Raw genomic sequence first — 25,338 nt, forward strand, 5'->3', positions numbered from 1 at the left:
CGTCCTTGTTGCTCGATCAGGTGGAAAGAAGGAAGTCGGAAGACAGGTTCAGGCTGGCGGCAGCTCATGCGGCGGCGGCCGGAACAACGGCGAGATCAACCAGACCAGGCCGATGCCGAACAGCAGGGTCAGGCCGAACGCGCGCAGCGCCGGGGTCTGCGACAGGCCCAGCAGACCGAACGACAGCCAGGTACTGGCCGCACCCACGCACACCGCCAGCCAGGCGCTGGCATCGCCACGGTGCTCGATCAGGAAGATGCCGTAGTCGATGCCCATGCCCAGCAGCAGCATCAACGCCAGCACGTTGAACAGCTGCAGCGGCTGGCCGAACAGGCCCAGCAGGCCCAGGGTCAGCGCGCCGGCGATCAGGGTCGGGGCGAACACGCGCCAGGCCTGGCGGCGGTAGCGCAGCCACAGCGCACCGAACACCAGTGCAATGCCGACCAGCAGCAGCCCACCCATCAGCTTGCGATAGTGGCCGAGCAGCTGCGAGAAATCGGCGGTGCGGTCGACCCAGCGCACGCCCGGCAGGCCCTCGGCCGCGCCACGCAGGGTCGTCAGTGCATCGGCGCGTGACAGGTCATCGACCATCACCACGCTGATCATCTGCCCACCCACCGCACCCACCCAAAGATGGCGGAACGGCTGCGACGCCGGCGAAGCGAGGAAGGCCTCGGCGGTAAGCGGTGCAGCCGCGAACTGCGGTCGCTGCAGCGGTTCACCCACGGCCTCGGACACGGCCGACAGCACGCCGGGTTCCACCTTCGCGGTCAGCGCGGCATCGGCTTGCTGGCGCGCCGGCGACGGCAGCCAATCGCTGATCGCGCGATAGCCACCAATGCGCTTGTCGTTGGCCAGTACACGCAGGCGCTCGGTCAGTGCTTCCTCGCGCTGCAGCAGCTGCGCGGCATCCGCGCCCTGCACCAGGTAGAACTGCGCCGGGCTGGGCATGCCCAGCAGCTGGCTCAGGCGGATCTGCTGCGCCATCAACGCTGGCGGTGATGACTGCAGGCTGCGCAGGTCGTCGTTGCTCTGCAGGCGTGCGATGCCGATTGCAGACAGTGCCAGCGTGATCACCACGAACATCGTCACCGCGCGACGGCCATGCAGGCGCGGGAAGCGCTCCAGCGTGTTGCCCAGCCACTGCGAGAAGCGGGTCTGGCGGATCTCGCCGCCATCCAGCCACGGGAACCAGAAGATCACCGTGAGGAACGCAGCGGCCAGGCCCACCACCGAGAACAGCGCCATCTGGCGCAGGCCCGGGAACGGCGCCAGGCCCAACGCGAGGTAGGCCAGCGCACTGGTCAGCAGGGCCAGCCACAGGCCCGGCAGCAGATGCCGCAGCAGCTTCCAGCGGCGATCGGCCGGTTCGGCCTGGCGCGAGGCGAACCAGTGAATGCCGTAATCCTCGGCCACACCCACCAGCGACGCACCAAATACCAGGGTCAGCACGTGTACCTTGCCGAACACCAGCACGGTCACCGCCAGCGCCACGCCACAACCGATCAGCAGCGAGGCGGCGACCAGCAGGATCGGCCGCAGCGAGCGGAATGCCAGCCACACCAGCAGCAGCACCGCCGCCAGCGAACCCCACCCGATGGTGTTGATCTCCTGGTTGGCCTGCACTGCGGCGGCCTCGGCATGCAGCGGCACGCCGGCATGCAGGATTTCCAGCTCCGGCGCTGCGGTCTTGGCCGCCTTTCCGGCCCGCTCCAGCAGGCCATCAAGATGGCGCTCGCCATCGAGCTGGAACGCCGAACCCGGCGTATCGAACTGCAGCGCCGCCCAATGCTTGCCTTCTGCTTCCAGCAGGCCATCATCGCCCAACCGCAGGCCCGAACCCTGCGCCTGCTGCTGCCACCACTGCGGCCACAGCGACAGCGGGTCCTGTCGCCAGTCGGTCAGGCGCGGCGCGCCCATCGGGCCGTACAGTGCAGCCAGCGCCTGCTCGGCCAGTACCCCGGTTTCGCTGTTCTGCAGCTGGTTGCGCTGTCTGGGAGTCAGCAGGCGATCGCGGTACGGCGCGTAGAACGCGCGCGCCTCATCGAACCAGCCTTCGATCGAACCACTGGGCACCAACAAGGCGTGGTCGGCGTCCTTGGCCATGGCCGCCGCAAAGGCCGCCTGCGCGCGCTTGGCGGCCGCGCTGTCCTTGCTGCCGAGCAGCACCACCACCTGCCGCGAACTGCCATCGGCGATGCGCCGGGTGACGTCGCTCAACAGGCGGTCATGCGCATCCTGCGGCAGCAACGCGAGGATGTCGGTGTCGATCCGCGATTGCTGGCTCCACAAATGCCACTGCTGTGCGCCCAGCGCCAGCAGCAGCACCAGCCAGGCGATGCCCAGCCAGTGCCACCAGCGCCGCAGGCGGTCCGGTGCGTTGGATGCCACGGCCTCACTCAAAGCGGCGGGCCTCATCGGCGTTGAGCGTGGCCGGCGTCTCGCTCAACGCGCTGAACTGGATCTGCGTGCGGTCCTTGTTGGCCTCGACGATCTCGACCTGGCGCACGTAGCGGTCGCCCTGCAGGGTCAGCGATTCGAAAGCCTTGGACAGCATCACCGACTTCGGCGTCAGGCGCAGCCGCCAGCCCTGTCCTTCACGGCTGGCCGCCACGTTGAACTGGCTGGACAGCGCCTGCACGTCGCCACTCATCAGCGCGAACATGATGGCGTTGACCGAACGCATCGCTGGCTGCTGCCGCGCATCGAGCTCAACGCGGGTGCTGCCATCGCGCTGGCGGCTGAGGATGCGGTCCGCGGTGACCACCACCTCGGAGGGGAACGGCTTGAGCGTGGTCCAGATCACGCCGTGCTGGCGTGCGACCACGAACCGGCCCTGCGAACGCAGCGGGTTCTTGAAGCCGCTGACCTGCTTTTCCTGGCTGAACTGGCCACGCAGCACCTCCGGCCGCGCCACCGCCTGGGTAATCGCATCGACAGCGGGGTCGGCAGCCTGCACCCGCGGTGCGGCCACCAGCAGCAGCGTGCACAGCAGCACGCTCGAAAGACGGGCAAGCATGGTCACGGCGCAGGCACTCCCAGGCGTTCCCACAGTACCGGCGGGCACTGGTACAGCATTTCCTTGCTGGTCGCGTCCACCGCGACCTGGATGGTCATCGCGCGGGTCAGCACCTGGCCGCTTTCCGCATCGAGGATCTCGTACTCGATCTTCAGCCGGTTCTCCCATTCCACGATGCGCGCGATCACGCGCAGGGCCTGGTTGAACAGCAGCGGGCGCACATATTTCACCCGTGCATCGACCACCGGCCACAGGTAGCCCGATTCGAGCATCTGCGGGTAGTCGTAGTCGTAGCGCCCGAGCAACGCGCAGCGCGCGATCTCGAAGTACTTGAAGTAGTTGCCATGCCAGACCACGTTCATCGGGTCGCAGTCATGGAAGGCGGGGGTCAACGCAATCTCGCCAACCCGTTCAATGGCCTCATTCACCGGCATACAGCTCCCAACGTTGCGCGCGGATCTCCACCAGCAGTTCCCGCAGTTCGCGATCCAGCGCGCGGTCTTCTTCAACCAGGGCGATGCGCTGCCCCAGGTCGGCGTACATGTCGGCCAGACTGCCATGCAGCTGCGCGTTCAGGCCAACCCGTTCGCGCAGCGCCAGGCCCTGGCGGGCGGCGATCAGCATCGCCGCCACCACCTGTTCGGTCAGTTCGATCACCCGCAGGCAGTCGCGCGCGGCGATGGTGCCCATGCTGACCTTGTCCTGGTTGTGGCATTCGGTGGAACGCGAGAACACGCTGGCCGGCATGGTCTGCTTCAGCGCTTCGGCGGTCCACGCCGAAACGCTGATCTGCAGCGCCTTCAGGCCATGGTTGATGGCCGCGCGCGGGCCGGTGGCCGCCGACAGGTTGGCCGGCAGGCCATGGTTGTAGCGCGCATCCACCACCAGCGCCAGCTGCCGGTCGAGCAGATCGGCAACATTGGCCACGGTGTTCTTCAGGGTGTCCATCGCCAACGCGATGTGGCCGCCGTAGAAGTGGCCGCCGTGCAGGATGCGCTCGCCATCGGCATCGATCAGCGGATTGTCGTTGGCGCTGTTCAATTCGGTTTCGATCAGCTGGCGCAGGAACGGCAGGCTGTCCTCCAGCACGCCGATCACATGCGGCGCGCAGCGCAGCGAATAGCGGTCCTGCAGGCGCTGTTCATTGCGCGGCGGACGCTCGCTGTGCAGGTCGCTGCGCAGGCGCGCGGCGATGCGGCCCTGGCCCGGGTGCGGCTTGGCCGCGAACAGGGTCTCGTCGAAGTGGTGCGCGTTGCCGTCGCTGGCCAGCACGTTGAACGCGGTCAGGCGCGTGGCCATGCGGGCCAGGTAATCGGCGCGCTGCCAGGCCAGGCAGGCCAGGCCGGTCATCACCGCGGTGCCGTTCATGATCGCCAGGCCTTCCTTCGGCCGCAGCTTCAGCGGGGTCATGCCGATCTTGGCCAGCACCGGGCCGGCCGGCTGCACCTGGCCTTCGAACAACACCTCGCGCTCGCCACACAGCACTGCCGCCACGTACGACAGCGGGGTCAGGTCACCACTGGCACCGACCGAGCCTTCGGCCGGAATCATCGGCAGCACGTCGTGCTGCAGCAGCGTGGCCAGGCCTTCCAGCAGCGGCACGCTGACACCGGACATGCCGCGCACCAGCGACGCCAGGCGCGCAGCCAACACCGCACGGGTCTCGACCGGGTCCAGGTAACGACCCAGGCCACAACCATGGTAGGTGTAGAGGTGGTGCGGCAGCTCGGCCACCAGCGCCGGCGGGATGTTCACCGTGCACGAGTCGCCATAGCCGGTGGTCACACCGTAGATCACGCCGTCCTCGCGCAGCAGGCGGTCGAGGAAGTCGGCACCACGCTGGATGTGCGCACGGAATGCCGGCGCGTCGCTCAGTGCGGCCTCGCACTGGCGCTGGGCCAGGGCAACCACGTCTTCGATGGTCAACGGTGCATCGCCAAAGCGGCACACGGGTACGGCGTCAGTCGTCATGCGGAGCCTGATCCCAGAAGGGGAAGAAATTGAACCAGTCCAACGGGGACTGGATGAGCTGGAGTTCCAGCCAGCGCGCGAAGCGCTGTGCCTGTTCGGCCAGTGCCGCATCGCGTGAGCCACGCGGCAGCACGATGCGTTCGGCGAACTGTTCAAACGCCACGCGATAGCCTTCGCCCTGGTGCAGGCAGGCCATGGTGTAGACCGGGCAGCCCAGCGCGGCGGCGAGCACGTAGGCGCCGATCGGGAACGGCGCCCGGTGGCCGAGAAAATCGGCGGTGACGCTGCGACCGCCCTGCACCGGCGTGCGGTCGCCGACGATGGCGACAAAGCCACCGGCGGCCACGCGCTCGGCCAGCATCACCGCCGTGGCCGGGCCCATCTCGGTGACCTGCACCAGTTCCACCGCCGCCAGCGGGTCCAAGCGCTGCAGCAGGCGGTTGAAGCGCTGCGCATGCGCGGTGTGCACCAGCACGGTGATGCGGAACCCCGGCACCTGTTCGGCCAGCACCTGGCACAGTTCCAGGCAGCCGATGTGCGCGGTAAGGATCAGCCCACCTTCGCGGCGCGCGATCTTCTCCAGCACCAGGTCACGATGCAGGTGGATGCGTTCGGCCGGATAGCGCCCGCCCAGGCCGAGGATCTTGTCCAGCATCGTGTCGGCGAAGGCGAAGAAATGGCGCAGGCTGTCACGCCGCGTTGGCGTGCGGCCGAGCACGCCGCTGTGCGCCTGCAGCCGCTGCAGGTACTGCATCGAGGCCTGGCGCCCTACACGGTTGCCCAGCCAGTGGCAGGCCACCACTGGCCACACGCACAGGCGGAACGGCCAGCGCCCGAACCAGCGGTGCACCCAGCACAGGAACAGCACGCCGGCCACCGACGTCGATTCGCCGATGTCGGCCCAGTGCGGGGCACCCTGCGCGGTCGCCATCTCAGTGCTGCCCCCGCAGGCGGCGCCACAGCAGGCGTGGTGCGCGCCAGAGCATGCCGAAGAACAGGCGGGTATGCATGCGGCTGATGCGCACGTTGTCGCGCCACACATCGAAGTGCGACACGCCATCGGCGGGATAGGTCACGCGCGTGGCCAGGTGCTCGACCGGCAGCTGCCGCCAGTACAGGCGCACCATCACCTCGGTATCGAAATCCATGCGGCGGCCGATGGTCTCTTCATCGATCAGGCGCAGCACCGCCGGCAGCGGATACACGCGGAAGCCGCACATGGTGTCGCGCAGGTGCAGCGAAAGCGTGTTGATCCAGACCCAGATGTGGGTCGCGTAGCGCCCGTACAGGCGCGCCTTCGGAACACTGGCGTCGTAGGCCGGAATGCCGCAGATCACCGCCTCGGGATGGGCGCGCGCCGCTTCGATGAAGCGTGGCAGGTCAGCGGTGTCGTGCTGGCCATCGGCATCGATCTGCAGCACGTGGCTGTAGCCACGTGCACCGGCTTCGGCGAAACCGGCCAGCATTGCCCCGCCCTTGCCCTGGTTGATGTCCAGGCGCAGCAGGTCGACGCCCTGGCGCTGTGCCAGCGAGCGCAGTGCATTCGCGCACGCCTCATGCGAGCCATCATCGACCAGCAGGCACGGCAGGCCGGCGGCCTGCACGCCGTCGACCACCGCCGCGATGGCGTGCTCGTGGTCGTAGACGGGGATCACCACCAGTGGCGCGAACGCGGCACTGGCAACGGCCGGATCAGTCCGCATCGGCGAAGACCACCTTGCCGCTGGCATGCACACCGTGGCTGGAGGTGTAGCGGAAGGCCAGCACGTTGCGTGCGGCATCCCAGTCCAGCTGCAGGGTCAGCTCATCGCCCGGGCGGGCCACATGCTGGAACTTCACCGCATCCATGCGCAGGAACGCTGCCGGCATCGCGAACATCTGGCGGCCAAAACGCACTGCCCAGTCCAGCTGCGCCACGCCGGGCAGGATCGCCGCCTGCGGGAAGTGGCCCTGGAACGGCCGCAGCGCCGGGTCGAGGGTCATGCGCAGGGTGGCGCTGGCGGCGTCGCGGCGGTCCCAGACCGGCACCGGCATCAGTGGCTGGAACAGCGCTGCCAGCGCCGCCTGGGTGACCTTGCCCTGTGCGTTGATCGGCAGCGTCGGCACCAGCCGCCAGCGGCGCGGCCGGGTGACCGCGTCATGTGCCTGTGCCAGGCGCGCGCCCAGGCGCTGGCCCAGCGCGCGGCGCGCGGCGTCACCGCCCTCCAGCAGCGCCAGGTCGGCCGGCACCACCACGGCCGCCAGCTGCTCGCGCTGGCCGGGCAGGACCAGCACGCGCACGTCGTCCACTTCGGCGTCTTCGCGCAGCGCGCGTTCGAGCGCATCCAGCGAAACGCGGCGCTCTTCGATCTTGACGATGCGGTCGGCACGGCCCAGCAGGCGGAAGCGGCCGTCGGCCAAGGCTTCCACGCGGTCCTGGGTGCGCCACCAGTCGAGGGTTTCCAGATGCGCCGAGGCGACGGCCAGGCAGCCATCCTCGATGCGCCACTGCACGCCCGGCAGCGGCTGCCACGGCGGCAGGTCGGCGTCCCAGCGGCGCCAGGCGATACCACCGGTCTCGCTGCTGCCATAGACCTCGGTCGGTGCCACGCCCAGCCACTGCCGTACCTGGCGTGCAGCTTCTTCCGGCAGTGGGCCACCGGAGGAGAACACCGCACGCAGGCGGCCATGCAGGCTGGCCCAGTCGAGCTGCTCGGGCAGGCGCTTGAGGTGAGCCGGGGTCGCCACCAGCACCGTGTCGGTACCGGCCAGCGCGCCCACCAGGTCTTCATGGAAGAACCGGCGTGGATGGATCAGGCGGCCGGCGGCCAGTGGCCACAGCACGCGGAACAGCAGGCCGTAGATGTGCTGGTGGGACACCGTGCCATGTACCTGCACGCCTTCCAGCTGCGCGCCGAACGCGGCCTGCAGCGCATCCACCTCGCGCGCCAGCTGGTCCATGCGCTTGCTGATCGCGCTCGGCTGGCCGGTGCTGCCGGAGGTGAACACGCACAGTTCGCAGGCGCGCTCGTCCAGCGCCTGCAGTTCGTCGTCCAGCGCGGCGTCCAGCGCCGCCAGCGGGCGGTAATCGACGGACACGTCGCCTGCGAAACCGCTCACCTGCGGCTGCAGCGCCTGCAGCGTGGCCGGCAGGTTGTCGGCGGCCAGGAACACCCGCTTGCCGGCATGCCAGGCGCCGAACAGCGCCGCAGCAAAGGCCACGGCATCGTCGAAATACAGGGCCCAGTCACGGCCTTCGGCGGCCGCAAAGGCCGCGCGCCAGGCCAGCACGCGCTGGCGGAAGCGAGCGTGGTCGATCACCTCGCCATCGCAGACGCCAACATTGCGCTGCGGCCGCGCCTCCAGCAGCAGCCGGTCCAGGGCAATCCACTCAGCCATGCGCGTGCGCCGCCTTCACCCGCCGCCGCACCAGCCACTCACCTGCGAACAACACGCCCATCATCACGTACGCCAACAATCCGTTGTAGAGCATCCAGACCCGGTCCGACGCGTACAGCGCAGTCAGCAGGGCCAGGCTGCCGTTGAGAACGAAGAAGCCACACCACACCTGGGTGACGCGGCGGGTATAGGCCACTGCGAACGCTGGCAGGTCCGGTTCCTGCAGCCGTGCCAGGCGTTCCACCAGCGGCGGGCCGAAACGCAGGCTGGTGCCAAACACCGCCAGCATCACTGCATTGACCAGCGCCGGGTACAGCTTCAGCGGCAGGGCCTGGTTGAGTACCGTGGCCAGCACCGCCAGCAGGCCGGTGCCCGCGGCCGCGGCCCACCACAGCGGCTGGCGCGTACTCAGCGCGCGCAGCAGGGCCAGGGTGAACAGCAGCAGCGACAGCCAGCGTGGCTCGAAACGGCCCATCGCCAGGTACACCAGTACCGGGTAGGCCAGCGAGATCGCAGCCACCACGACCGTGCGTGCGCGTGCCATGGTGGAGCCGTCGGCGCTGCGGTCAGGCGGCTGCCTGGTCCGGCAGCAGCCTGTGCACCACATCAACGATGTCCTGCACGGTACGCACGGCCTTGAACGCTTCCGGCTGCAGATTGCGGCCGAGCAGCGGCTTGAGCTGCACGATCAGGTCCACCGCATCGATGCTGTCGATGTCCAGGTCGTCGTACAGGCGGGCCTCGGGCGTGATCCGGGCGGTTTCGATCTCGAAGCTGTCGGTCAGGATGCTGACGATGCGTTCGAACAGTTCATTCTTGGTCATGGCAGGTCCTGGCACCGTTACGACTGGCGGGCGGCGACGAACTCGCCGAGCGCGCGCACGCTGGAGAAATGGCGACGGGTTTCTTCCGAATCGGCCGAGAGGCTCACACCGTACTTCTTCTGCAGCGCCAGGCCCAGCTCCAGCGCGTCGATCGAATCCAGGCCAAGGCCCTCGACGAACAGCGGCGCGGTCGGATCGATGTCCTCCGGCGTGATGTCCTCCAGCGAAAGGGAGGAAATGATCAATTCCTTGATCTCGTGCTCAAGTGCTTGCACGGTTCGGATCTCCAGACAGGTCGAAATAACGAGAAAGGTGCTCGGTGACGCGACGGGCTGCCAAGGCATCCCCCCTTGGCGAGTCGTCTTCGGCCAGAAATGGCGCGATCGGGATATCTTCGCCGATCTGCAGCCGAACGTGAAAGCGACGTGAGGGGACACGATACCACTTCTGCCCCTTGGTCAGCGTTGGCGGGCTGCAGGTGATCCGCACCGGGGTGATGTCCAGGCGGCCGCGCACGGCGATGTTGGCCGCGCCCCGCTGCAGCCGCGGCGGCTGTCCGGGCACGCTGCGGGTGCCCTCCGGGAAGATGACCAGGGTGCCTCCAGCGCGCACTGCGGCCACACAGTCATCGACCAGGCCGGCACCATCGTCGTTGGCGATGTAGCCGGCGGCCCGTACCGGACCGCGCATGAACGGGTTGCAGGCCACGGCCCGCTTGACCACGCAGTCGGCGTTGGGAAGCAGCGAGATCAGGCAGACCACGTCGATCAGGGTGGGGTGGTTGGCCAGCACCAGCAGGCCGTCGCGCTGCAGGCGCTCACCGCCCTCGATCTCGTAGGTCATCACCCCCAGCCCGCGCATCAGCCGCAGGTGGCTGGCGAACGCGACCTGGACCACGCGCCGGGCGCGGCGGCGGCGCGCCACTGGGTCACGCATCAGCAGCAGTACCGGCATCACCAGAACGCCGAGCAGCAGCCCGCCCAGGCCAAACGCGACGAAGCTGAGGCCGGTGCCAAACACACGCCAGGCATGGTCGAGGCGGCGCAGCAGCTCAGCCACGGCGGCTCCAGCACCAGCGCTGGCCGTGGGCCACGTGTTCCAGTGCCGGCGCGCCAGACAACAGGAACCGGTGCAGGTCCAGCGCATGCGGCAGCAGGCCGGGCGCAGTGCTGGCCTGGCCGTCGGCCGGCTGCCACTGCAGCGACAGCGTCGGCCGGCCCTCTGCCGGAGCGGTCAAACGCCAGCACCACGCAAAGAACGGATCGGGTTCGTCGGCGAACGTCGCGTATATTTCAGGAAGTGGCGACTCGTAGACCACTACCCGTACCTCGCGGGCGCCATCGGCCAGCAGGCCGACGGCCTCCAGGCAGGCCGTCTCCACCGTGGCCTGGCCCGCCGCCAGCGCCAGGTAGTTGCCGCGGTGACCGCGGGCGATCGAATACAGCGCGGCGATCGCGTTGTGCACGGACAGGCCGAATCCGGTCGGCGACAACGGCTGGTCGCCGACCAGCGCGCCCAGCAGGTCCATCGAACGGGCCACGTCGCCGTGGCGGCTGGCGAACACCAGCGGGACGTCACTGTCGGCGCCCTGCCCGTCCTCGCACCAGCACGCGGCCTGGATCGCCATACGACCCAGCCGCTCGATGCGACGGCGCTGCATCGCCGGCACTTCGGCCAGCGCCGGCGTGTCCCCGCCATGCGGCAGGTACGGCGTATCGGCCCAGCCCAGCCACTGGCTGCGCTCACTCAGGCCGGGCGCCCAGGCGGCCCAGTCGACGATGGAAAATTCGATCATTTGGCGATGGTGCTTCAACGGGAGAACGATAGGCACGAGCCATTACGGCGACGCGCGGCGGCCCCCCGTTCCTGCAGCCGTGCGTCCGTCCAGGACGTCGCCGGCTGCCCCCCTGGCCGCCGGAAAGGAGCGCACGCTAGCACGTCCCGCGCGGGGTGTGCAGGTTTCACATTCCCCAACACGGGGCCCGGCAAGCGCAGGCCCCGTCTTCAATCGATCAGTGGTAACCGGTGTCGGCGTGCACCTTGCCGCGGAATACCCGGTACGACCATGCCGTGTAGCCGAGGATGACCGGCAGCAGAATGACCAGCCCGACCAGGGTGAAGCCCAGCGAGGAGGCCGGCGCGGCGGCCTGCCACAGCGTCATCGACGGCGGCAGAAGGTAGGGCCACATGCCCAGCACCAGGCCGAGGAAGCCGAGCACGAACAGGGCCAGGCTGAGCAGGAACGGCGGCAGGTCACGGCGCGGGTGGGTGGCACTGCGCCACAGCGCGGCGGCTACCGCCAGGGTCAGCAGCGGCACCGGCGACAGCCACCAGAAGTTGCCGTCGCTGAACCAGCGATCCATCAACCGCGAATCGAGGAACGGCAGCCAGCTGCTGACCAGGCCCATCGCCGCGATCACCGCCACCACCAGCGGCCGGGTCAGCTGCCGCGCCAGCGCCTGCACGCGCCCTTCGGTCTTCAGGATCAGCCAGGTGCTGCCCAGCAGCGCGTAGCCGGCGACCAGCGCGGCGCCGGTCAGCATCGCGAACGGGCTGAACCAGGCGAACGGCCCGCCCTGATAGACACCGTCCACCAGCGGGATGCCCTGCACCAGGGTGCCGAGGATCACGCCCTGGGCGAAGGTCGCCAGCAGCGAACCGAGGCCGAACGCCACGCTCCACAGCCGGCGCGAACGATGCGCCTTGAAGCGGAACTCGAACGCCACGCCGCGGAACACCAGCGCCACCACCAGCAGCAGCACCGGCAGGTACAGCGCCGACAGCAGCACCGCATACGCCCTCGGGAACGCCGCCAGCAGGCCGGCGCCACCGAGCACCAGCCAGGTCTCGTTGCCGTCCCAGATCGGCGCGGCGGTGTTCATCATCAGGTCCAGCTGTTCCTCGTCCTCGGCGAACGGGGCGAGGATGCCGATGCCGAGCACGAAGCCGTCCAGCACCACGTACATCAGCACGCCGAAGCCGATCACCGCGAACCATGCCACCGGCAGCCAGGTCATCAGGTCCATGTCAGCGTTCCTCCAGCGGTTCGTCGGCGGCCGACAGCGGGCGTGCCGGGGTATGGCTGCCGTGGTCCAGCGACGGCCCCTCGGCGTACGGCTGCGGCCCATGGCGCAGGATCTTCACCAGGTACCAGATGCCCCAGCCAAACACGAAGGCATAGCCAACAACGTAGACGCCCAGCGACAGCGCGGTCATCCACGCGCTCTGCGGGCCCACTGCATCAGCGGTGCGCAGCACGCCATACACCACCCACGGCTGGCGCCCCATCTCGGTAACGAACCAACCCGACAGCAGCGCGATGAAGCCACTGGGCAGCATCCAGTTCCAGCCGCGCAGCAGCCACGGCGAATCCAGCAGCTTCTTCCGCCACAACTGGAAGGCCGACACCCAGGCCAGCAACAGCATCAGCGTGCCCAGCCCGACCATGATGCGGAAGGCGAAGAACACCGGCGTCACCGGAGGCCGCTCGCTGGCGGGTACCGAGGTGAGAGGATCGAAGGTGCCGTCCAGGCTGTGGGTGAGGATCACGCTGCCCAGCTTCGGGATGGTCACTTCGAAATCGTTGCGCTCTTCCTTCTCGTTCGGCAGCGCGAAGACCACCAGCGGCACGCCCTCGCCTTCCTTGGTTTCATGCCAGTGCGCTTCCATCGCCGCGATCTTCATCGGCTGATGCTTGAGCGTGTTCAGGCCATGCATGTCGCCGACGAAGATCTGCACCGGCACGGTCAGTGCTGCGAACCCCACCGCTGCGATCAGCATGCGTCGGCCCGCTTCCACGTGCGTCCCCTTTCGCAGGTACCACGCACCCACGCCACCGATCACGAAACAGGTGGTGATGAACGAGCCCAACGCCATGTGCGCCAGGCGATAGGGGAACGAGGGGTTGAACACCACTTGCCACCAATCGACTGGATGCACGATGCCGTTGACCATCTCGTAGCCGGCCGGTGTATGCAGCCAGCTGTTGGACGACAGGATCCAGAACGTGGAGAACAGCGTGCCCAGCGCGACCATGCAGGTGGACAGGAAATGCAGGCGCGGCGAGACCCGGCCCCAGCCGAACATCATCACGCCGAGGAAGCTGGCTTCCAGGAAGAACGCGGTCAGCACCTCGTAGGTCAGCAGCGGGCCGATGACCGTGCCAGCCACCTCGCTCAGCCGCGGCCAGTTGGTACCGAACTGGAAGGCCATGACGATGCCGCTGACCACGCCCATGCCGAACGACACCGCGAAGATCTTCTGCCAGAAGAAATACAGCTCGCGCCACACGGGCAACTTCGTGCGCAGCCAGCGCCATTCGATGAAGGCCAGCCAGCTAGCCGTACCGATGGTGAAGGCGGGGAACAGCACGTGGAAACTGATGACGAATCCGAACTGGATCCGGGACAACAACAACGCGTCCAAGGGACGCCTCCTGCCTGTGACCGGTGGGATACCGGACCACTTTAGGAGGATTTCGTTAAGGTGGGATGCGACCGGGTGACGCGCTGCTTCACTTTGTCGCAGGTGGAGCTGGGCTCACGGGCGAACGAATCAGAACGGCTTCAACAACGCCAATGGCTCCTCCCGCACCGTTCGCCATGCACGGGGCAGCAGGGCAGCAAGACTCGCCACCATCACCAACATGAACGCCATCAACCCTGTCAGCCACGACGATATCGAGCTTCGTTCCTCGGGCGACCAGAACAGGTACAGCGAACACGCGCCCAGCACGGCGCCAGGAATGGTGAAAATGCTGACTTCGAAGATGATCTCCGTGAAGATCACCGATGCGCGCGCACCCAACGTTCGACGGATACCGATGGAGCGCCGCCTACGCTCCAGCCATGCGCCTACCACGCCGGACACGCCGGCCATCAGCACACCCAGGACCACCGCTGCCATGAAAGCGAGCATGGCCGTCGTGAAGCGGTCTGCACGAAGGTAGGCATCGCGATATCCGGCCAACGTGTCAACGCCTGTCGGATTCACGACGCGATAGGGCTGCCGCAGCGCCTCAACGGTGCGGTCAAGCAACACGCGATCCACCTCCGCGTGGGATCCGATCAGGTAATAGCGGCTCGCACCGGTTGGAAAACCGGGAAACAGCGCCCACTGCGAGTCCCGATCGTTTCCACTTGGCGCAGGCCCGACGATGGACGAGAACACACCCACGATCACCCTGCTGCTTCCCGGCCCGAAGTACAACTGACGACCCACGGCGCTCTCCGAGCCAAACAGATGGACGGCCAATGCCTCGCTGATCAGCACGACCGGCGCGCCGTCGGTCGCCTCATGGTCTGCCGGCAAACGCCCCTTCACCACCTGTGTCCCCAGCATCGTCAACAGGCCTGGGCTGGCGGTTATCACGGGAATGCGATCACAGCCTGCCACGTCGCTGCTGCCAGCCGCCATGGCGTGTGCCATGGCTGCATCACTGGTGCATGCACCGTAATGATGGGCCCTGCCTCCGAACGGAACCGAATCGCTGGCGACCGCCTGCCGGACGCCAGGGAGCTGGATGGCGGAGAGGTCCGATCGCACCAACGAAGGCGCCACCCTCTCTTCGATATCGGAGACCCGGATGACACCGATCGCCTGTGCTCCCTCGATGCCCCGCGTGTTCAATCGTGAGAAACCATCTGCGGCAGACTGCAGGGCAAAGGCGCAGGCCAGGCTGGCCAGTGCGGCCTGTACAAACAGCAGCGACGCGCGGCCCAGGTGGTTGCGGACTTCCTGCATTGAATCCAGCATTTCACGCCGCTCCCTTTGCAAACAACCGCGACAGCGATCCGCTCCGGCAGACTTCCAGCGCGGGGATGAACGCGCACAACAGCGCTGTCGCGAACCCAACCCCGGCTGCCATCAGTACGGACGCGGGGTCCAGCGTAGTGATGGCCGACGGAAGCACCTCCCCTGTCGCCACCAGCCGCATGCCCACCGCATACGCAATGGCCGCCAATGCAGCACTGGCCAATCCCGACGATGCGCATTCCCACATGAGCTGGGCAAAAACATCCCCCCGCCGGGCACCCAGCGCGCGACGTATCGCAAGCTCGCGACGGCGCGCGCCCAGGCTGAATCCCAGCAGCGCGGCTGCATTGACGATGCAGACCACCAGCAGAAGCAGTGCCAGATGAAGCTGTTTCCGGGTGCGTTCAGGGACCAGCCCCTGTCGGTCCAGCCACGCCATCAGCGGCCAGAGCCCGACCTGATCGCTGTCCGGGTCAACCTGCAGATCCCGGGCTTGCGCGTACGCGTTCAGCATCGCGCGGTATCCAGACACGTCATCCACTGTCGGTAACCATGTCCACAGTTGCAGCCAGGACGCCTGCGGGCCAGCAAGGTCCACTCCCTCCCCACCGCCCCAGACCGCCACGCCGTCGACCACGGTCAATCCGTCCGCAATGGCAGTTTCAACCGGTAGATAGATCTGATCGGGTTCCACGAAAGGACGACGGGTCACGTCTCCCTGGAACATCGGCACCGGATGCCAGTCCTCCGCCACGCCGACAACCGTGTATGTGCGCCCGCTCAGCTCCAGCGGATGACCGATGCATCCGGCCGGGCACTCGACCGCTGCGAGTGCCCGTGACAGCACAGCGATCCGACTTCCAGCCTGCCCTTCCTCCGCCGTCCACGATCGCCCTTGCACCAGAGTGATCCCGAGCACGCCGAACACTCCTGACGTTGCGTATCTGGCACGCAGCCGGGCGCTTGATTGCCCGGGTTTCAGCAGGGTCACGGCACCACCGGCCATGGCCGCCTGATTCCAGGCATACCCTTGGTCCAGCAGGGCTTTGGCATCAGGCCAGGTCAACCCCTGCCCAGGATCAGGTGCCGCCGCGTGCTGTGCTCCCGGGCGCACGTCCAGGTGTGGACGGAAGAGCGACCCGCTGCGTCCCGGGACCGGATCGGAGGATGCCTGCAGCACAATGGACAGCATCACCATGGCGGTTCCCACTCCCGCACCGAGCATGAGAGCGACGGCAATGTGCGTCCGGAGGCGCTGCCGAAAGCGCTTAAGCGACAGAGAAACGTAATAGAAGATCACACACCCTCCATGGAGTTGACCCTGTGCCTAGACAGACGCGATCGGCATCCCACGCAGGAGCAGATCCCTGCTTCTCACTGGATCGCCAAGGGTGGCCAGATACGGGCTGAATGCACGGGCAGCACAGACTTGTCGATCTTCGACATGACTCATCTCCGTTGAAGTTGATGGAACGCGAACAGGTCCAAGCCTCCCCAGCTATGACCTGCGTCAGCGATTGCCGACGACCGAGAGTTCCCCAGGACGCACATGAACCTCAATAGCGGAATGGAACTCTGCAACTATCCTCAAGATGGTTGAGAGCTCAGAATCATTGTCGGCAACATCAGCCTACGATTGGCGGCGCGATCACGACTCGTCATGGCGCTAATCACCACATCTTGATGAAGCTCGTGAGTTTCACGAGTCCTCATTCCAGGTCATTGGTCTTGCAGACCACGCAGAATGCGTCTACCGCATCACCACGTCCTGTCAGCGCCAGAAGTACCAGACAGCCCCTGCCACCAACGCCCCCAGCAACACCACCTGCACCACCACATACCCCACGCCACTGTCGCGCGACTCAGCGGCGATGCGCTTCTGCAGCGCCTCGCTCACATCCGGTGTCTGTTCCTGCTGCGCCTGCTCACGCAACGCCTGCGCCAGCGCGCGCTCTTCCGCATCGCGAGGGTCGGTCGGTGGATTCACAGCAGTTCTCCGGCGGCGGCATGCCGCGTCAGTTCCTGCTTCAGGACCTGGCGCGCACGGTGAAGGTGGCTCTTGATGGTACCGCGCGCCAGCCCGGTCACCTGCTCGATCTCGGCCAGATCGAAATCCTCCAGGTAATGCAGGCCGACGATCAGCCGCTGCGGTGCACTCAGCCGTTCCAGCGCCGCGCCAAGATGGCGACCAGCCTGCAGCGCCTCGCTCAGTTCAGCCGGCCCCGGCCCTTCATCGCCAATACCCAGTTCCTCGGGTACTTCCACCGCCACCATCCATTGCGCCTCCAACCGTCGCCGGCGCAGGTGCTGCAACGCCGTGGTGTAAGCCACCCGTGAAACCCAAGTGCGCAAAGAGGATTCAAAGCGGAACCGGTGCAGCTGGCGGAACACGGCCAGGAAGGTTTCCTGCAGCAGGTCGGCCACCTGATCACGGTCGCCCACCATGCGCCCGATCACATGCGCGCAGGTGCGCTGGTGGGTCTCCACCAGCTTCGCGAAGGCCGCCTGCGAGCCGTCGATGATGGCCCGCACCAAGGCTTGGTCCGCATCCAGCGGTTCGATGGGTGCCGCCGTCGCCGCCGTATCGTGGCGGCGATGGCCCCGCAGTGCCGACAATGCTTCGCCGAGCAGGCTCATCTATGGAGCGCCCCCTGTGCCCATGGCATGGGCCGGCTCAGCCCTTGCGCGCGGCAGGACGGGTGAAGTGCCAGGCCAGCAGCTGGCCGAGGCCGGCACTGCCGACCATCGCGGCGGCGGCGCCGAAGGTCAGTTCGCGTGCACCGATCGCCTCCAGCAGGCCCATTGCCACGGCCAGGCTGACCAGGCTGATGCCCCAGCGCAGCGCGCCCTGGCGGCGGCGTTCTTCTTCCAGTACCGCCAGCGAGCGGATCACTTCCTCCGGCACGTGCGGAGCCACCAGCTTGCTGCGGGCGCGGGCATCGGCAATGGCATGGATCGCGTAGGCGATGCAGATGAAGAGGGTGATCGGGATCAGTTCCTGCATGGTCGGGCTCCTGTTCGGTGGATGATGCGGGTTCAGGAGAATGGATGCGCGACCACGGCAACCGGTTGCACCACTTTGCCAATCCCGCTGCCATGACCTGTGGCCCCTGCCCCGGGCCGGGGCGGCTGGTACCCTTGGCCGGTTTCCTCTTCTGGTGCCGTCCGCCCATGTCCCGAGTGCTGCCCCTGTCCCTCCTGCTGTCGGCCGTGCTGGCCGCACCGGCTGCGCATGCCGCGCCGACGCCGATCACCATCGAACAGGCCATGGCCGACCCGGACTGGATCGGTCCGCCGGTCGAGAAGGCCTGGTGGTCGTGGAACAGCCAGCAGGTGGAATACCAGCTCAAGCGTAGCGGCAGCCCGGTGCGCGATACCTTCCGCCAGCCGCTGGCCGGTGGCGTGGCCGCGCAGGTCGCCGATGACCAGCGCGGCACCCTGGACGTGGCCGAGCCGGTCTACGACCGCAGCCGCAGCCGCAGCGCCTTCGTGCGCAATGGCGACGTGTTCGTGCGCGACCTGCGCAGCGGCGCGCTGACCCAGCTGACCCGCAGTAACGAGCGCGCGGGCAACGTGAACTTCGCCGCCGACAACGGCGTGATCTGGCGCGTCGGCCAGAACTGGTTCCACTGGACCGCCGCCAGCGGCGTGCAGCAGGTGGCCAGCCTGAAGGCCGAGAAGGATCCGCGCACGGCACCGAAGGCCGACGTGCTGCGCGACCAGCAGCTGCGCACGCTGGAAACCCTGCGCCGCGACCGTGACCAGCGCGAAGCACTGAAGGACCAGGACCAGCGCTGGCGCCAGGCCGACCCGACCCGCGCGCCGGGCCCGGTGTACCTGGGCGCCGACGTGGAGATCGCCGACAGCGTGCTGTCGCCGGACCTGACCCACCTGATCGTGGTGACCAAGCCGAAGGACTTCGATGACGGCCGTGGCGGCAAGATGCCGCTGTACGTGACCGAATCGGGCTACGAGGAAACCGAAGACACCCGCACCCGCGTCGGCCGCAACGGCTTCGAACCGCATACCCTGTGGTACGTGGACGTGCGCACCGGCAAGGCCGAGAAGGTTTCGCTGGCTGGCCTGCCGGGCATCAGCACCGATCCGCTGGCCGAGCTGCGCCGCAAGGCCGGCAAGGACGCGCTGAAGGGCGAGCGCAGCCTGCAGGTGATGAGCGACTTCATGGGCGGTGGCATCCGCTGGAGCGCCGACGGCCAGCAAGCTGCGGTGATGCTGCGTGCCAACGACAACAAGGACCGCTGGATCATCAGCGTCAACGCTGCCGACGGCCGCGTGCAGAACCGCCACCGCCTGACCGACAACGCCTGGATCAACTGGGGCTTCAACGATTTCGGCTGGATGGCCGATGGCCGCACGCTGTGGCTGCTGTCGGAGGAATCGGGCTTCTCGCACCTGTACACCCAGGCCGGTACCGCAAAGCCGCAGGCGCTGACCAGCGGCAAGTGGGAAACCTCGGCGCCGGTGCCGTCGGCCGATGGCAAGGGCTTCTACTTCCTGTGCAACCAGCAGGCGCCACATGACTACGAAGTCTGCGCGGTCGACACCGGCAGCCGCCAGGTGCGCGAGCTGACCAGCCTCAACGGCGTGGAAGACTTCTCGCTTTCGCCGGACGGCCAGCAGCTGCTGGTGCGCTACTCCGGCGCCTACCTGCCGCCGCAGCTGGCCGTGCTGCCCAGTGCCGGTGGCCAGACACGCGTGCTGACCGACACCCGCACCGCCGACTACAAGGCGCGCCAGTGGATCCAGCCGAAGCTGGTGGCAGTGCCGTCCAAGCATGGTGCCGGCGTGGTCTGGGCCAAGTACTACGAACCGGAAAACAAGGAACCGGGGAAGAAGTACCCGATCGTGATGTTCGTGCACGGCGCCGGCTACCTGCAGAACGTGCACCAGCGCTACCCGGCCTACTTCCGCGAGCAGATGTTCCACAACCTGCTGGTGCAGAAGGGCTACATCGTGCTGGACATGGATTACCGCGGCAGCGAGGGCTACGGCCGCGACTGGCGCACGGCGATCTACCGCAACATGGGCCACCCGGAACTGGAAGACTACAAGGACGGCCTGGACTGGCTGGTCGACACCCAGCAGGGTGACCGCGACCACGCCGGCATCTACGGTGGTTCCTATGGCGGCTTCATGACCTTCATGGCGCTGTTCCGCTCGCCGGGCACCTTCAAGGCCGGCGCCGCGCTGCGCCCGGTGGTGGACTGGCACCAGTACAACCACGGCTACACCAGCAACATCCTCAACACCCCGGACATCGATCCGGAGGCGTACCGCGTGTCCTCGCCGATCGAGTACGCGCAGAACCTGCAGGACAACCTGCTGATCGCCCACGGCATGATGGATGACAACGTGTTCTTCCAGGACTCGGTGAACCTGACCCAGCGCCTGATCGAACTGCACAAGGACAACTGGTCGATCGCACCGTACCCGCTGGAACGCCACGGCTACACCCGTGCCGATTCCTGGCTGGACCAGTACAAGCGCATCCTCAAGCTGTTCGAGCAGAACCTGAAGTGAGCAACGCCGCGGCCACGATCCACATCGTGGCCGCGGTCATCCTGGATGACCGCGGCCAGGCGCTGGTGGTGCGCAAGCAGGGCGCCAGCCGCTTCATCCAGCCGGGCGGCAAGCCCGAACCCGGCGAGGCGCCTCTGCAGGCGCTGGCCCGCGAGCTGGACGAGGAGCTGGGCGTGCAGTTGCGTACGGCTTCAGCGGCTGCGCTGGGCACGTTCGAGGACTGGGCGGTGAATGAGCCTGGCCACCGCGTACAGGCACAGGCCTGGTGGGTGCAGGTGCACGGCACGCCACAGGCGCGCGCCGAGATCGCCGAACTGGCCTGGGTGCCGCTGCAACCACCGCATGGCCTGCCCTTGGCACCCTTGAGCGAACACCATATCCTGCCGGCGGTCGCCACCCGGGTGACGGCCCGCTGACCGCGCGGGCACCGATTGCAAGGACACCGGATGTCAATGTCGATCCCGCCGATTCCTTCGCTGGTCCAGCCGGCCTATCACGCCTGGGTGCGCCCGATCGCACAGGCCTCGTTCTGGCTGTCACTGCTGCTCACGGTCTACTTCGTGATGCAGGGACTGCTGCTGTGGCCGCTGCACAACCTTCCGATCTGGCATCTGGTTGAGAGGGAAGTGCAAGACCAGCACCTGCACAGCCTGATCTGGCTTTTGGCGCATCCGGTGGCCGCGTCGTTGATCGTCGCGCTGCTGTGCCTGGCCTCGACCCTGGCCAGCTGGGGCCTGCTGCGCGAGCGCAGCTGGGGCCTGTGGAGCTTTGTGGTGATCCTGCTGCTGAGCGCATTGACCAACTTTGCGATCGCCGGCTGGTTGGACGTGTTCATGCGTGACGTCATCCCGTTTCTCTCCGACGACGCCCTCCTGCAGCAGGAACTCCATCTGAAACGCTGGTTGATCACGCTGACCGTGGTGGCCATGTCATTTGTGTTCCTCGGCCTGCAGGGCTGGCTGGCCTGGCGCCTGCTGCGGCCGGACATCCGCTCACGTTTCCACTGAGTCCCCCTTTTCCGCACGACAAGGACCGTCGCATGCGCTTGCAGGCTCTTCTCCCCGCACTGCTGCTGTTCGCCGCGCTGCCAGCCGGCGCCGACGCGTTGCAGTGTGGCGAATACCGCAGCGCCGATGGCGGCATGGCGCTGGTGTTCACCACCCCCAGCAGCGGCTACCACCACGATGACGGCAGCGAGCCGCAGCCGCTGTGGGTTGATCGCAGTGCGGCGCAGACGCGCCTGGTCATGCTCGACGATGGCGTGGCGGAGCCGATCCGGATCAGTGCCGGTGGCCAGCGCATCGAGGACGACGGGGTGGTGACCTACACCCTGCGCCAGTCCCGTGCCTGCACCGTCGAGCCCAGCACGATGGACGGCAGCTGTCGCGCCGCCGGCAGCCACTGCATTGCGCAGCTGCCCACGGCCTCTCCCGGCCAGGCCCAGCGCGCGTGCGGCGAAGGCGTTGGCGCGGGCTGCTCGGCGCTGTTGCGACAACTGCGCGATGGCAACGCCGCAGCCGCTGGTGACACCGGCGCCGCCCTCTTCGAGCGCCCGTCCGCCTGCCGCGAACACACGCCCGAGCATGACCCGCAGGCCTGCGAGGCGCTGACCGGTGATGCGCTGGCCACCGCGATGCAGCGGGTGGGTGAACGCCTGCAACAGGAAGACGAAGACGCACTGGATTCACCGCTTCCGGCCGCTGCACGCGATCGTCTGCAGCAGCTGTGCCTGCAGCACCGCAGTGGTCGCTTCTGCGTCGAAGTGGCCGAACAGCAGTTGATCGCGCTGGAACCCGCGTTGGCGGTGCAGGCCCTGCAGGTGGTCTGCGATGCAGGCCGCATCAGTGCCTGCGAACGCATCGCACCGCTGCGCGATCTCGGCGCGGACCTGCGCCTCGTCCCGGCCCAGCGGGTGCCGTGCGGCCGCTATCAGGCCGACGGTGGCGTGATCGACAGGCTCGACTTCGGTGATGGCGCGCGTGGCCGTCTGCATGACGGCGCGATCCACCTGCAGCAGAACGGCGAAGCCCTTTTGCTGCGTCAGCTCGGCAATGGCGACCTGCTTGGTATGGATGCGCAGACGGGATATCAGCGTTACCAGCCGGTGCCCGGCACGGCACAATGCACGCCCCCGCGCGAGGGCCGTGGTTCGCCGTAGCGCCTGGAGTTTTCCGTTCGATCGTCAAGGAGACGACATGCATTCACCCGCACCGCGCCGCCGCTGGCTGGCCTGGGCGCTGCTGCTGGCCGCGCCGATGGCCGCCGCACAGTCACCGCAATGCGGCATGTTCAAGGCCGACGAAGGCAGCGGTACGCTGCGCATCAGCTCGCCAAACCGCGGCGAGCAGAAACACTTCGGCAGTGCGCCCTCTCCGGTCGCGTTCCAGCAGATCGACGGAAAGCTGCAACTGGTGAACCTGGAGTACGGCCTGCCCAGCGCGCTGCAGGTGCGCGATCGTGGCCGGACGGTCGAGGTGGATGGCACGGTCTACATCCTGCAGGCCCCTGCACAGTGCGCCGCAGCCGCCGCGCCGGCTGAAGGCAGCTGCCTGGCCGATGCGGCGGCGTGCCTGGACAACCGTCGCGAAGCCACCCCGGCCGCGCTGGAATCAGGGTGCCGGGAAGGCGTGCCCGGCATGTGCCTGCAACTGGCTGATCGTTGGCACGAGGAGGCCAAACCTACGGTCGAGGCCGATCCCGCTTTGGCAAAGGCAGCGCTGGACGCCGCCCTGTCCGGCATCAAACTCCCCGCCGCCTGTGACGACGGTGGCTTCGAGCAGGGAACCGCGGCGTGTGCCGCCGCACTCGAGGCCGCCCCCGCAGTGCAGGAGCAGCTGGTCAAGGCGGCGATGACGGCAGCCATGACCGAAGCCGTGGTGACGATGGCAGCGCCGACCGCGCCGGTGATCATTCCGGCCGAGCGGCGCCAGCAGCTGTTGCAGCTGTGCCGCGAGGTATCCCATGGCGGCTTCTGCACCCGCGTGGCTGAACTGTCCTGGGAGGCAGGAGACCACTTGCAGGCGGTGCAGGCCCTGGCTGCGGCCTGCACACCCGGCAACGACACCGCCAGCTGCGAACGCCTGCCTGCGCTGCAGGCGGTGGGTGCATCGTTGCGACCGCAGCCGGCAACGGCCCTGCCCTGTGGCAGTTACCGGTCCGACGGCGGCCTGATGGACACGCTGGATTTCGGCGATGCCGGCCTGGTCGGTGTGGGCTGGAGCAGCCATCTTCGCGCGCGCGTCGAAGCGGGCGACATCCGCATCCACCACGACCGGGACGGCGACTTCGTGCTGCGCCCGCTGCCCGGCGGGCAGCTGCTGGGCCTGGATAACTGGACCCGCTTCCAGGTGTTCGTCCCCACCGGGGAGGGCCCGACCCGGTGCAGTGCGCCGAAGCAGTTCAGGGTGCTGCCACTGCCACAGGATTGCCCGCTGGCACTGACCAACGAGGACGGTGCCGACGCCTGCTGCGCGCAGGGCAAGCTGCAGGGCTGCAACATTCTCGGCAACCGTCTTGCGCTGTCCGGGCACTGGCTGCAGGCCGTCGAGCACTACACAACGGTCTGCCGTGCCGGTGTCCGCGAGGGTTGCGAGAATCTGGTCACCGCACAAGGCAACGGTGCGGAGGTGGACGCGCGTCGAATCCTGGAACAGCTGTGCAAGGCCGACCGCAGCGGCCTGCATGTGGCCTGCGACGTGCTCGAAACCCAGAACTGGGAGCTGATCACGCTGGGCGGTGCCCTGCAGAAGGCGGGTGACGAGGCGGCGGTGGACGACCTTCCGGTACCGCGCAACCCCAACCGCAAGCGCTGAGCCGGTCAGGGCCTGTCCGCAGCTTCGGGCGGGCCCTGCGGTAAAGTACGCGCCATGAACGAATTCGAGCGCGTGCGCGCCTACCTCACCGACCTGCAGGACCGCATCTGTGCGGCGATCGAGGCCGTCGATGGCCAGGCCCGCTTCCAGGAAGACCTGTGGCAGCGGGCCGAGGGCGGTGGCGGGCGTACCCGCGTGCTGCGTGACGGTGCGGTGTTCGAGCAGGCCGGCATCGGCTTCTCCGACGTGGCCGGCAGCCGCCTGCCGCCGTCGGCCTCGGCCAACCGCCCGGAACTGGCCGGCGCCTCCTGGCGCGCCACCGGCGTGTCGCTGGTGTTCCACCCGCTCAACCCCTACGTGCCGACCACCCACGCGAATGTGCGCTTCTTCCAGGCGCAGCGCGACGGTGAAGTGGTGGCCAGCTGGTTCGGCGGCGGCTTCGACCTGACGCCGTTCTATCCGTTCGACGAAGACGTGCAGCACTGGCACCGGGTCGCACGCGACTTGTGTGCGCCGTTCGGCGAGGAACGCTATGCCGCGCACAAGCGCTGGTGCGACGAGTATTTCTTCCTGCGCCACCGCAATGAAACGCGTGGCGTTGGCGGCCTGTTCTTCGACGACCTGCACGGCGACTTCGAGCGCGATTTCGATTACCTGCGTGCGGTCGGCGATGGCTTCCTTCAGGCCTACCTGCCGATCGTGCAGCAGCGCAAGGACACCGCGCATGGCGAACGCGAGCGCGAGTTCCAGCTGTACCGTCGCGGCCGCTATGTGGAATTCAACCTGGTCTATGACCGCGGCACGCTGTTCGGTCTGCAGAGCGGTGGCCGCAGCGAGAGCATCCTGATGAGCCTGCCGCCGCGGGTGCGCTGGGAATACGGCTTCAGCCCGGAGGCCGGCAGCGCCGAGGCGCGCCTGGCCGACTACCTGGTGCCGCGCGACTGGCTCTGATCTTCCGGCGCCACGCCTGACGCGTGGTGCCTTCCCCGCCTGCGGTGCGCCCCGCACCGGACAGGCCCTGCCCCACTTCTTTCAAGGA

At 67.6% G+C, this 25,338-nt stretch carries 25 protein-coding genes; 6 read left to right on the forward strand and 19 right to left on the reverse strand.

Annotated features, from left to right (window positions below; all coding sequences use genetic code 11):
- Window positions 1-48 precede the first annotated feature (48 nt).
- The 19 genes from AC5QAH_RS16595 to AC5QAH_RS16685 all read right to left on the reverse strand — a co-directional run bounded on the left by AC5QAH_RS16595 (window position 49) and on the right by AC5QAH_RS16685 (window position 17,950).
- Window positions 49-2,403, reverse strand: a complete 2,355-nt coding sequence (locus AC5QAH_RS16595) for an MMPL family transporter (protein WP_329764581.1) — start codon at window positions 2,401-2,403, stop codon at window positions 49-51.
- The gene (locus AC5QAH_RS16600) at window positions 2,396-3,019 is read right to left on the reverse strand and encodes a LolA family protein (RefSeq protein ID WP_171954952.1); all 624 of its coding nucleotides are present in this window, start codon (window positions 3,017-3,019) and stop codon (window positions 2,396-2,398) included. The genes AC5QAH_RS16595 and AC5QAH_RS16600 overlap by 8 nt, the downstream gene beginning before the upstream one ends.
- A 2-nt stretch (window positions 3,020-3,021) precedes the next feature.
- Window positions 3,022-3,453, reverse strand: a complete 432-nt coding sequence (locus tag AC5QAH_RS16605) for an acyl-CoA thioesterase (RefSeq protein ID WP_019336783.1) — start codon at window positions 3,451-3,453, stop codon at window positions 3,022-3,024.
- The gene (locus AC5QAH_RS16610) at window positions 3,440-4,990 is read right to left on the reverse strand and encodes an HAL/PAL/TAL family ammonia-lyase (RefSeq protein WP_164136897.1); all 1,551 of its coding nucleotides are present in this window, start codon (window positions 4,988-4,990) and stop codon (window positions 3,440-3,442) included. Before AC5QAH_RS16610 ends, AC5QAH_RS16605 begins: the two co-directional genes overlap by 14 nt.
- On the reverse strand, window positions 4,980-5,921 hold the full coding sequence (locus tag AC5QAH_RS16615; protein WP_010482320.1) for a lysophospholipid acyltransferase family protein: 942 nt from the start codon (window positions 5,919-5,921) through the stop codon (window positions 4,980-4,982). Before AC5QAH_RS16615 ends, AC5QAH_RS16610 begins: the two co-directional genes overlap by 11 nt.
- Window position 5,922: 1 nt before the next feature.
- Window positions 5,923-6,693, reverse strand: coding sequence for a glycosyltransferase family 2 protein (locus AC5QAH_RS16620; RefSeq protein ID WP_043399560.1), 771 nt, complete (start codon window positions 6,691-6,693; stop codon window positions 5,923-5,925).
- Window positions 6,683-8,368 carry an ApeI family dehydratase gene (locus AC5QAH_RS16625; protein WP_043399563.1) on the reverse strand — a complete coding sequence of 562 codons (1,686 nt, stop codon included), beginning with the start codon at window positions 8,366-8,368 and terminating at the stop codon, window positions 6,683-6,685. Before AC5QAH_RS16625 ends, AC5QAH_RS16620 begins: the two co-directional genes overlap by 11 nt.
- The gene (locus AC5QAH_RS16630; RefSeq protein WP_010482325.1) at window positions 8,361-8,912 is read right to left on the reverse strand and encodes a COG4648 family protein; all 552 of its coding nucleotides are present in this window, start codon (window positions 8,910-8,912) and stop codon (window positions 8,361-8,363) included. The genes AC5QAH_RS16625 and AC5QAH_RS16630 overlap by 8 nt, the downstream gene beginning before the upstream one ends.
- Before the next feature lie 22 nt (window positions 8,913-8,934).
- Window positions 8,935-9,192, reverse strand: coding sequence for an acyl carrier protein (locus AC5QAH_RS16635; protein WP_006402206.1), 258 nt, complete (start codon window positions 9,190-9,192; stop codon window positions 8,935-8,937).
- 17 nt (window positions 9,193-9,209) lie between these two features.
- Window positions 9,210-9,467, reverse strand: a complete 258-nt coding sequence (locus tag AC5QAH_RS16640; RefSeq protein WP_005411610.1) for a phosphopantetheine-binding protein — start codon at window positions 9,465-9,467, stop codon at window positions 9,210-9,212.
- Window positions 9,454-10,251, reverse strand: a complete 798-nt coding sequence (locus AC5QAH_RS16645) for a lysophospholipid acyltransferase family protein (protein WP_010482327.1) — start codon at window positions 10,249-10,251, stop codon at window positions 9,454-9,456. Before AC5QAH_RS16645 ends, AC5QAH_RS16640 begins: the two co-directional genes overlap by 14 nt.
- Entirely contained in the window at window positions 10,244-10,987 is a 744-nt protein-coding gene (locus AC5QAH_RS16650) for a beta-ketoacyl synthase chain length factor (RefSeq protein ID WP_043399566.1), read from the reverse strand. The genes AC5QAH_RS16645 and AC5QAH_RS16650 overlap by 8 nt, the downstream gene beginning before the upstream one ends.
- Before the next feature lie 217 nt (window positions 10,988-11,204).
- Window positions 11,205-12,218 (reverse strand): cytochrome d ubiquinol oxidase subunit II, encoded by a 1,014-nt coding sequence (gene cydB, locus AC5QAH_RS16655; RefSeq protein ID WP_049454168.1) that lies wholly within the window; start codon window positions 12,216-12,218, stop codon window positions 11,205-11,207.
- A 1-nt stretch (window position 12,219) separates the two neighbouring features.
- The gene (locus AC5QAH_RS16660) at window positions 12,220-13,617 is read right to left on the reverse strand and encodes a cytochrome ubiquinol oxidase subunit I (protein ID WP_049454170.1); all 1,398 of its coding nucleotides are present in this window, start codon (window positions 13,615-13,617) and stop codon (window positions 12,220-12,222) included.
- A gap of 129 nt (window positions 13,618-13,746) precedes the next feature.
- Window positions 13,747-14,946 carry an ABC transporter permease gene (locus tag AC5QAH_RS16665; RefSeq protein ID WP_049454173.1) on the reverse strand — a complete coding sequence of 400 codons (1,200 nt, stop codon included), beginning with the start codon at window positions 14,944-14,946 and terminating at the stop codon, window positions 13,747-13,749.
- A 1-nt stretch (window position 14,947) separates the two neighbouring features.
- Window positions 14,948-16,246, reverse strand: coding sequence for an FtsX-like permease family protein (locus tag AC5QAH_RS16670; protein WP_043399574.1), 1,299 nt, complete (start codon window positions 16,244-16,246; stop codon window positions 14,948-14,950).
- A gap of 471 nt (window positions 16,247-16,717) precedes the next feature.
- On the reverse strand, window positions 16,718-16,933 hold the full coding sequence (locus tag AC5QAH_RS16675; RefSeq protein ID WP_049413155.1) for a hypothetical protein: 216 nt from the start codon (window positions 16,931-16,933) through the stop codon (window positions 16,718-16,720).
- A complete protein-coding gene (locus AC5QAH_RS16680) occupies window positions 16,930-17,583 on the reverse strand; it encodes an RNA polymerase sigma factor (RefSeq protein ID WP_159360740.1) in 654 nt (217 codons plus the stop codon). Before AC5QAH_RS16680 ends, AC5QAH_RS16675 begins: the two co-directional genes overlap by 4 nt.
- 37 nt (window positions 17,584-17,620) lie before the next feature.
- Window positions 17,621-17,950 (reverse strand): hypothetical protein, encoded by a 330-nt coding sequence (locus AC5QAH_RS16685; RefSeq protein WP_010482336.1) that lies wholly within the window; start codon window positions 17,948-17,950, stop codon window positions 17,621-17,623.
- A 167-nt stretch (window positions 17,951-18,117) separates the two neighbouring features.
- Here AC5QAH_RS16685 and AC5QAH_RS16690 point away from each other — a divergent pair, with 167 nt between their 5' ends.
- The 6 genes from AC5QAH_RS16690 to hemF are packed head-to-tail and all read left to right on the forward strand — an operon-like array spanning window position 18,118 to window position 25,250.
- Window positions 18,118-20,487: a S9 family peptidase gene (locus tag AC5QAH_RS16690; protein ID WP_049454179.1), complete on the forward strand. Its 2,370-nt coding sequence runs from the start codon at window positions 18,118-18,120 to the stop codon at window positions 20,485-20,487.
- A complete protein-coding gene (locus AC5QAH_RS16695; RefSeq protein WP_049454181.1) occupies window positions 20,484-20,903 on the forward strand; it encodes an NUDIX hydrolase in 420 nt (139 codons plus the stop codon). The genes AC5QAH_RS16690 and AC5QAH_RS16695 overlap by 4 nt, the downstream gene beginning before the upstream one ends.
- Before the next feature lie 30 nt (window positions 20,904-20,933).
- Entirely contained in the window at window positions 20,934-21,494 is a 561-nt protein-coding gene (locus tag AC5QAH_RS16700) for a hypothetical protein (RefSeq protein WP_049454183.1), read from the forward strand.
- Between the two features lie 32 nt (window positions 21,495-21,526).
- Window positions 21,527-22,645, forward strand: a complete 1,119-nt coding sequence (locus tag AC5QAH_RS16705; RefSeq protein ID WP_049454185.1) for a hypothetical protein — start codon at window positions 21,527-21,529, stop codon at window positions 22,643-22,645.
- A gap of 37 nt (window positions 22,646-22,682) precedes the next feature.
- Window positions 22,683-24,299, forward strand: coding sequence for a hypothetical protein (locus AC5QAH_RS16710; RefSeq protein WP_049454186.1), 1,617 nt, complete (start codon window positions 22,683-22,685; stop codon window positions 24,297-24,299).
- A 54-nt stretch (window positions 24,300-24,353) separates the two neighbouring features.
- On the forward strand, window positions 24,354-25,250 hold the full coding sequence (gene hemF / locus AC5QAH_RS16715) for an oxygen-dependent coproporphyrinogen oxidase (protein WP_010482345.1): 897 nt from the start codon (window positions 24,354-24,356) through the stop codon (window positions 25,248-25,250).
- Window positions 25,251-25,338 lie beyond the last annotated feature (88 nt).

The organism is Stenotrophomonas sp. YJH_SMC_43, from assembly GCF_059372535.1.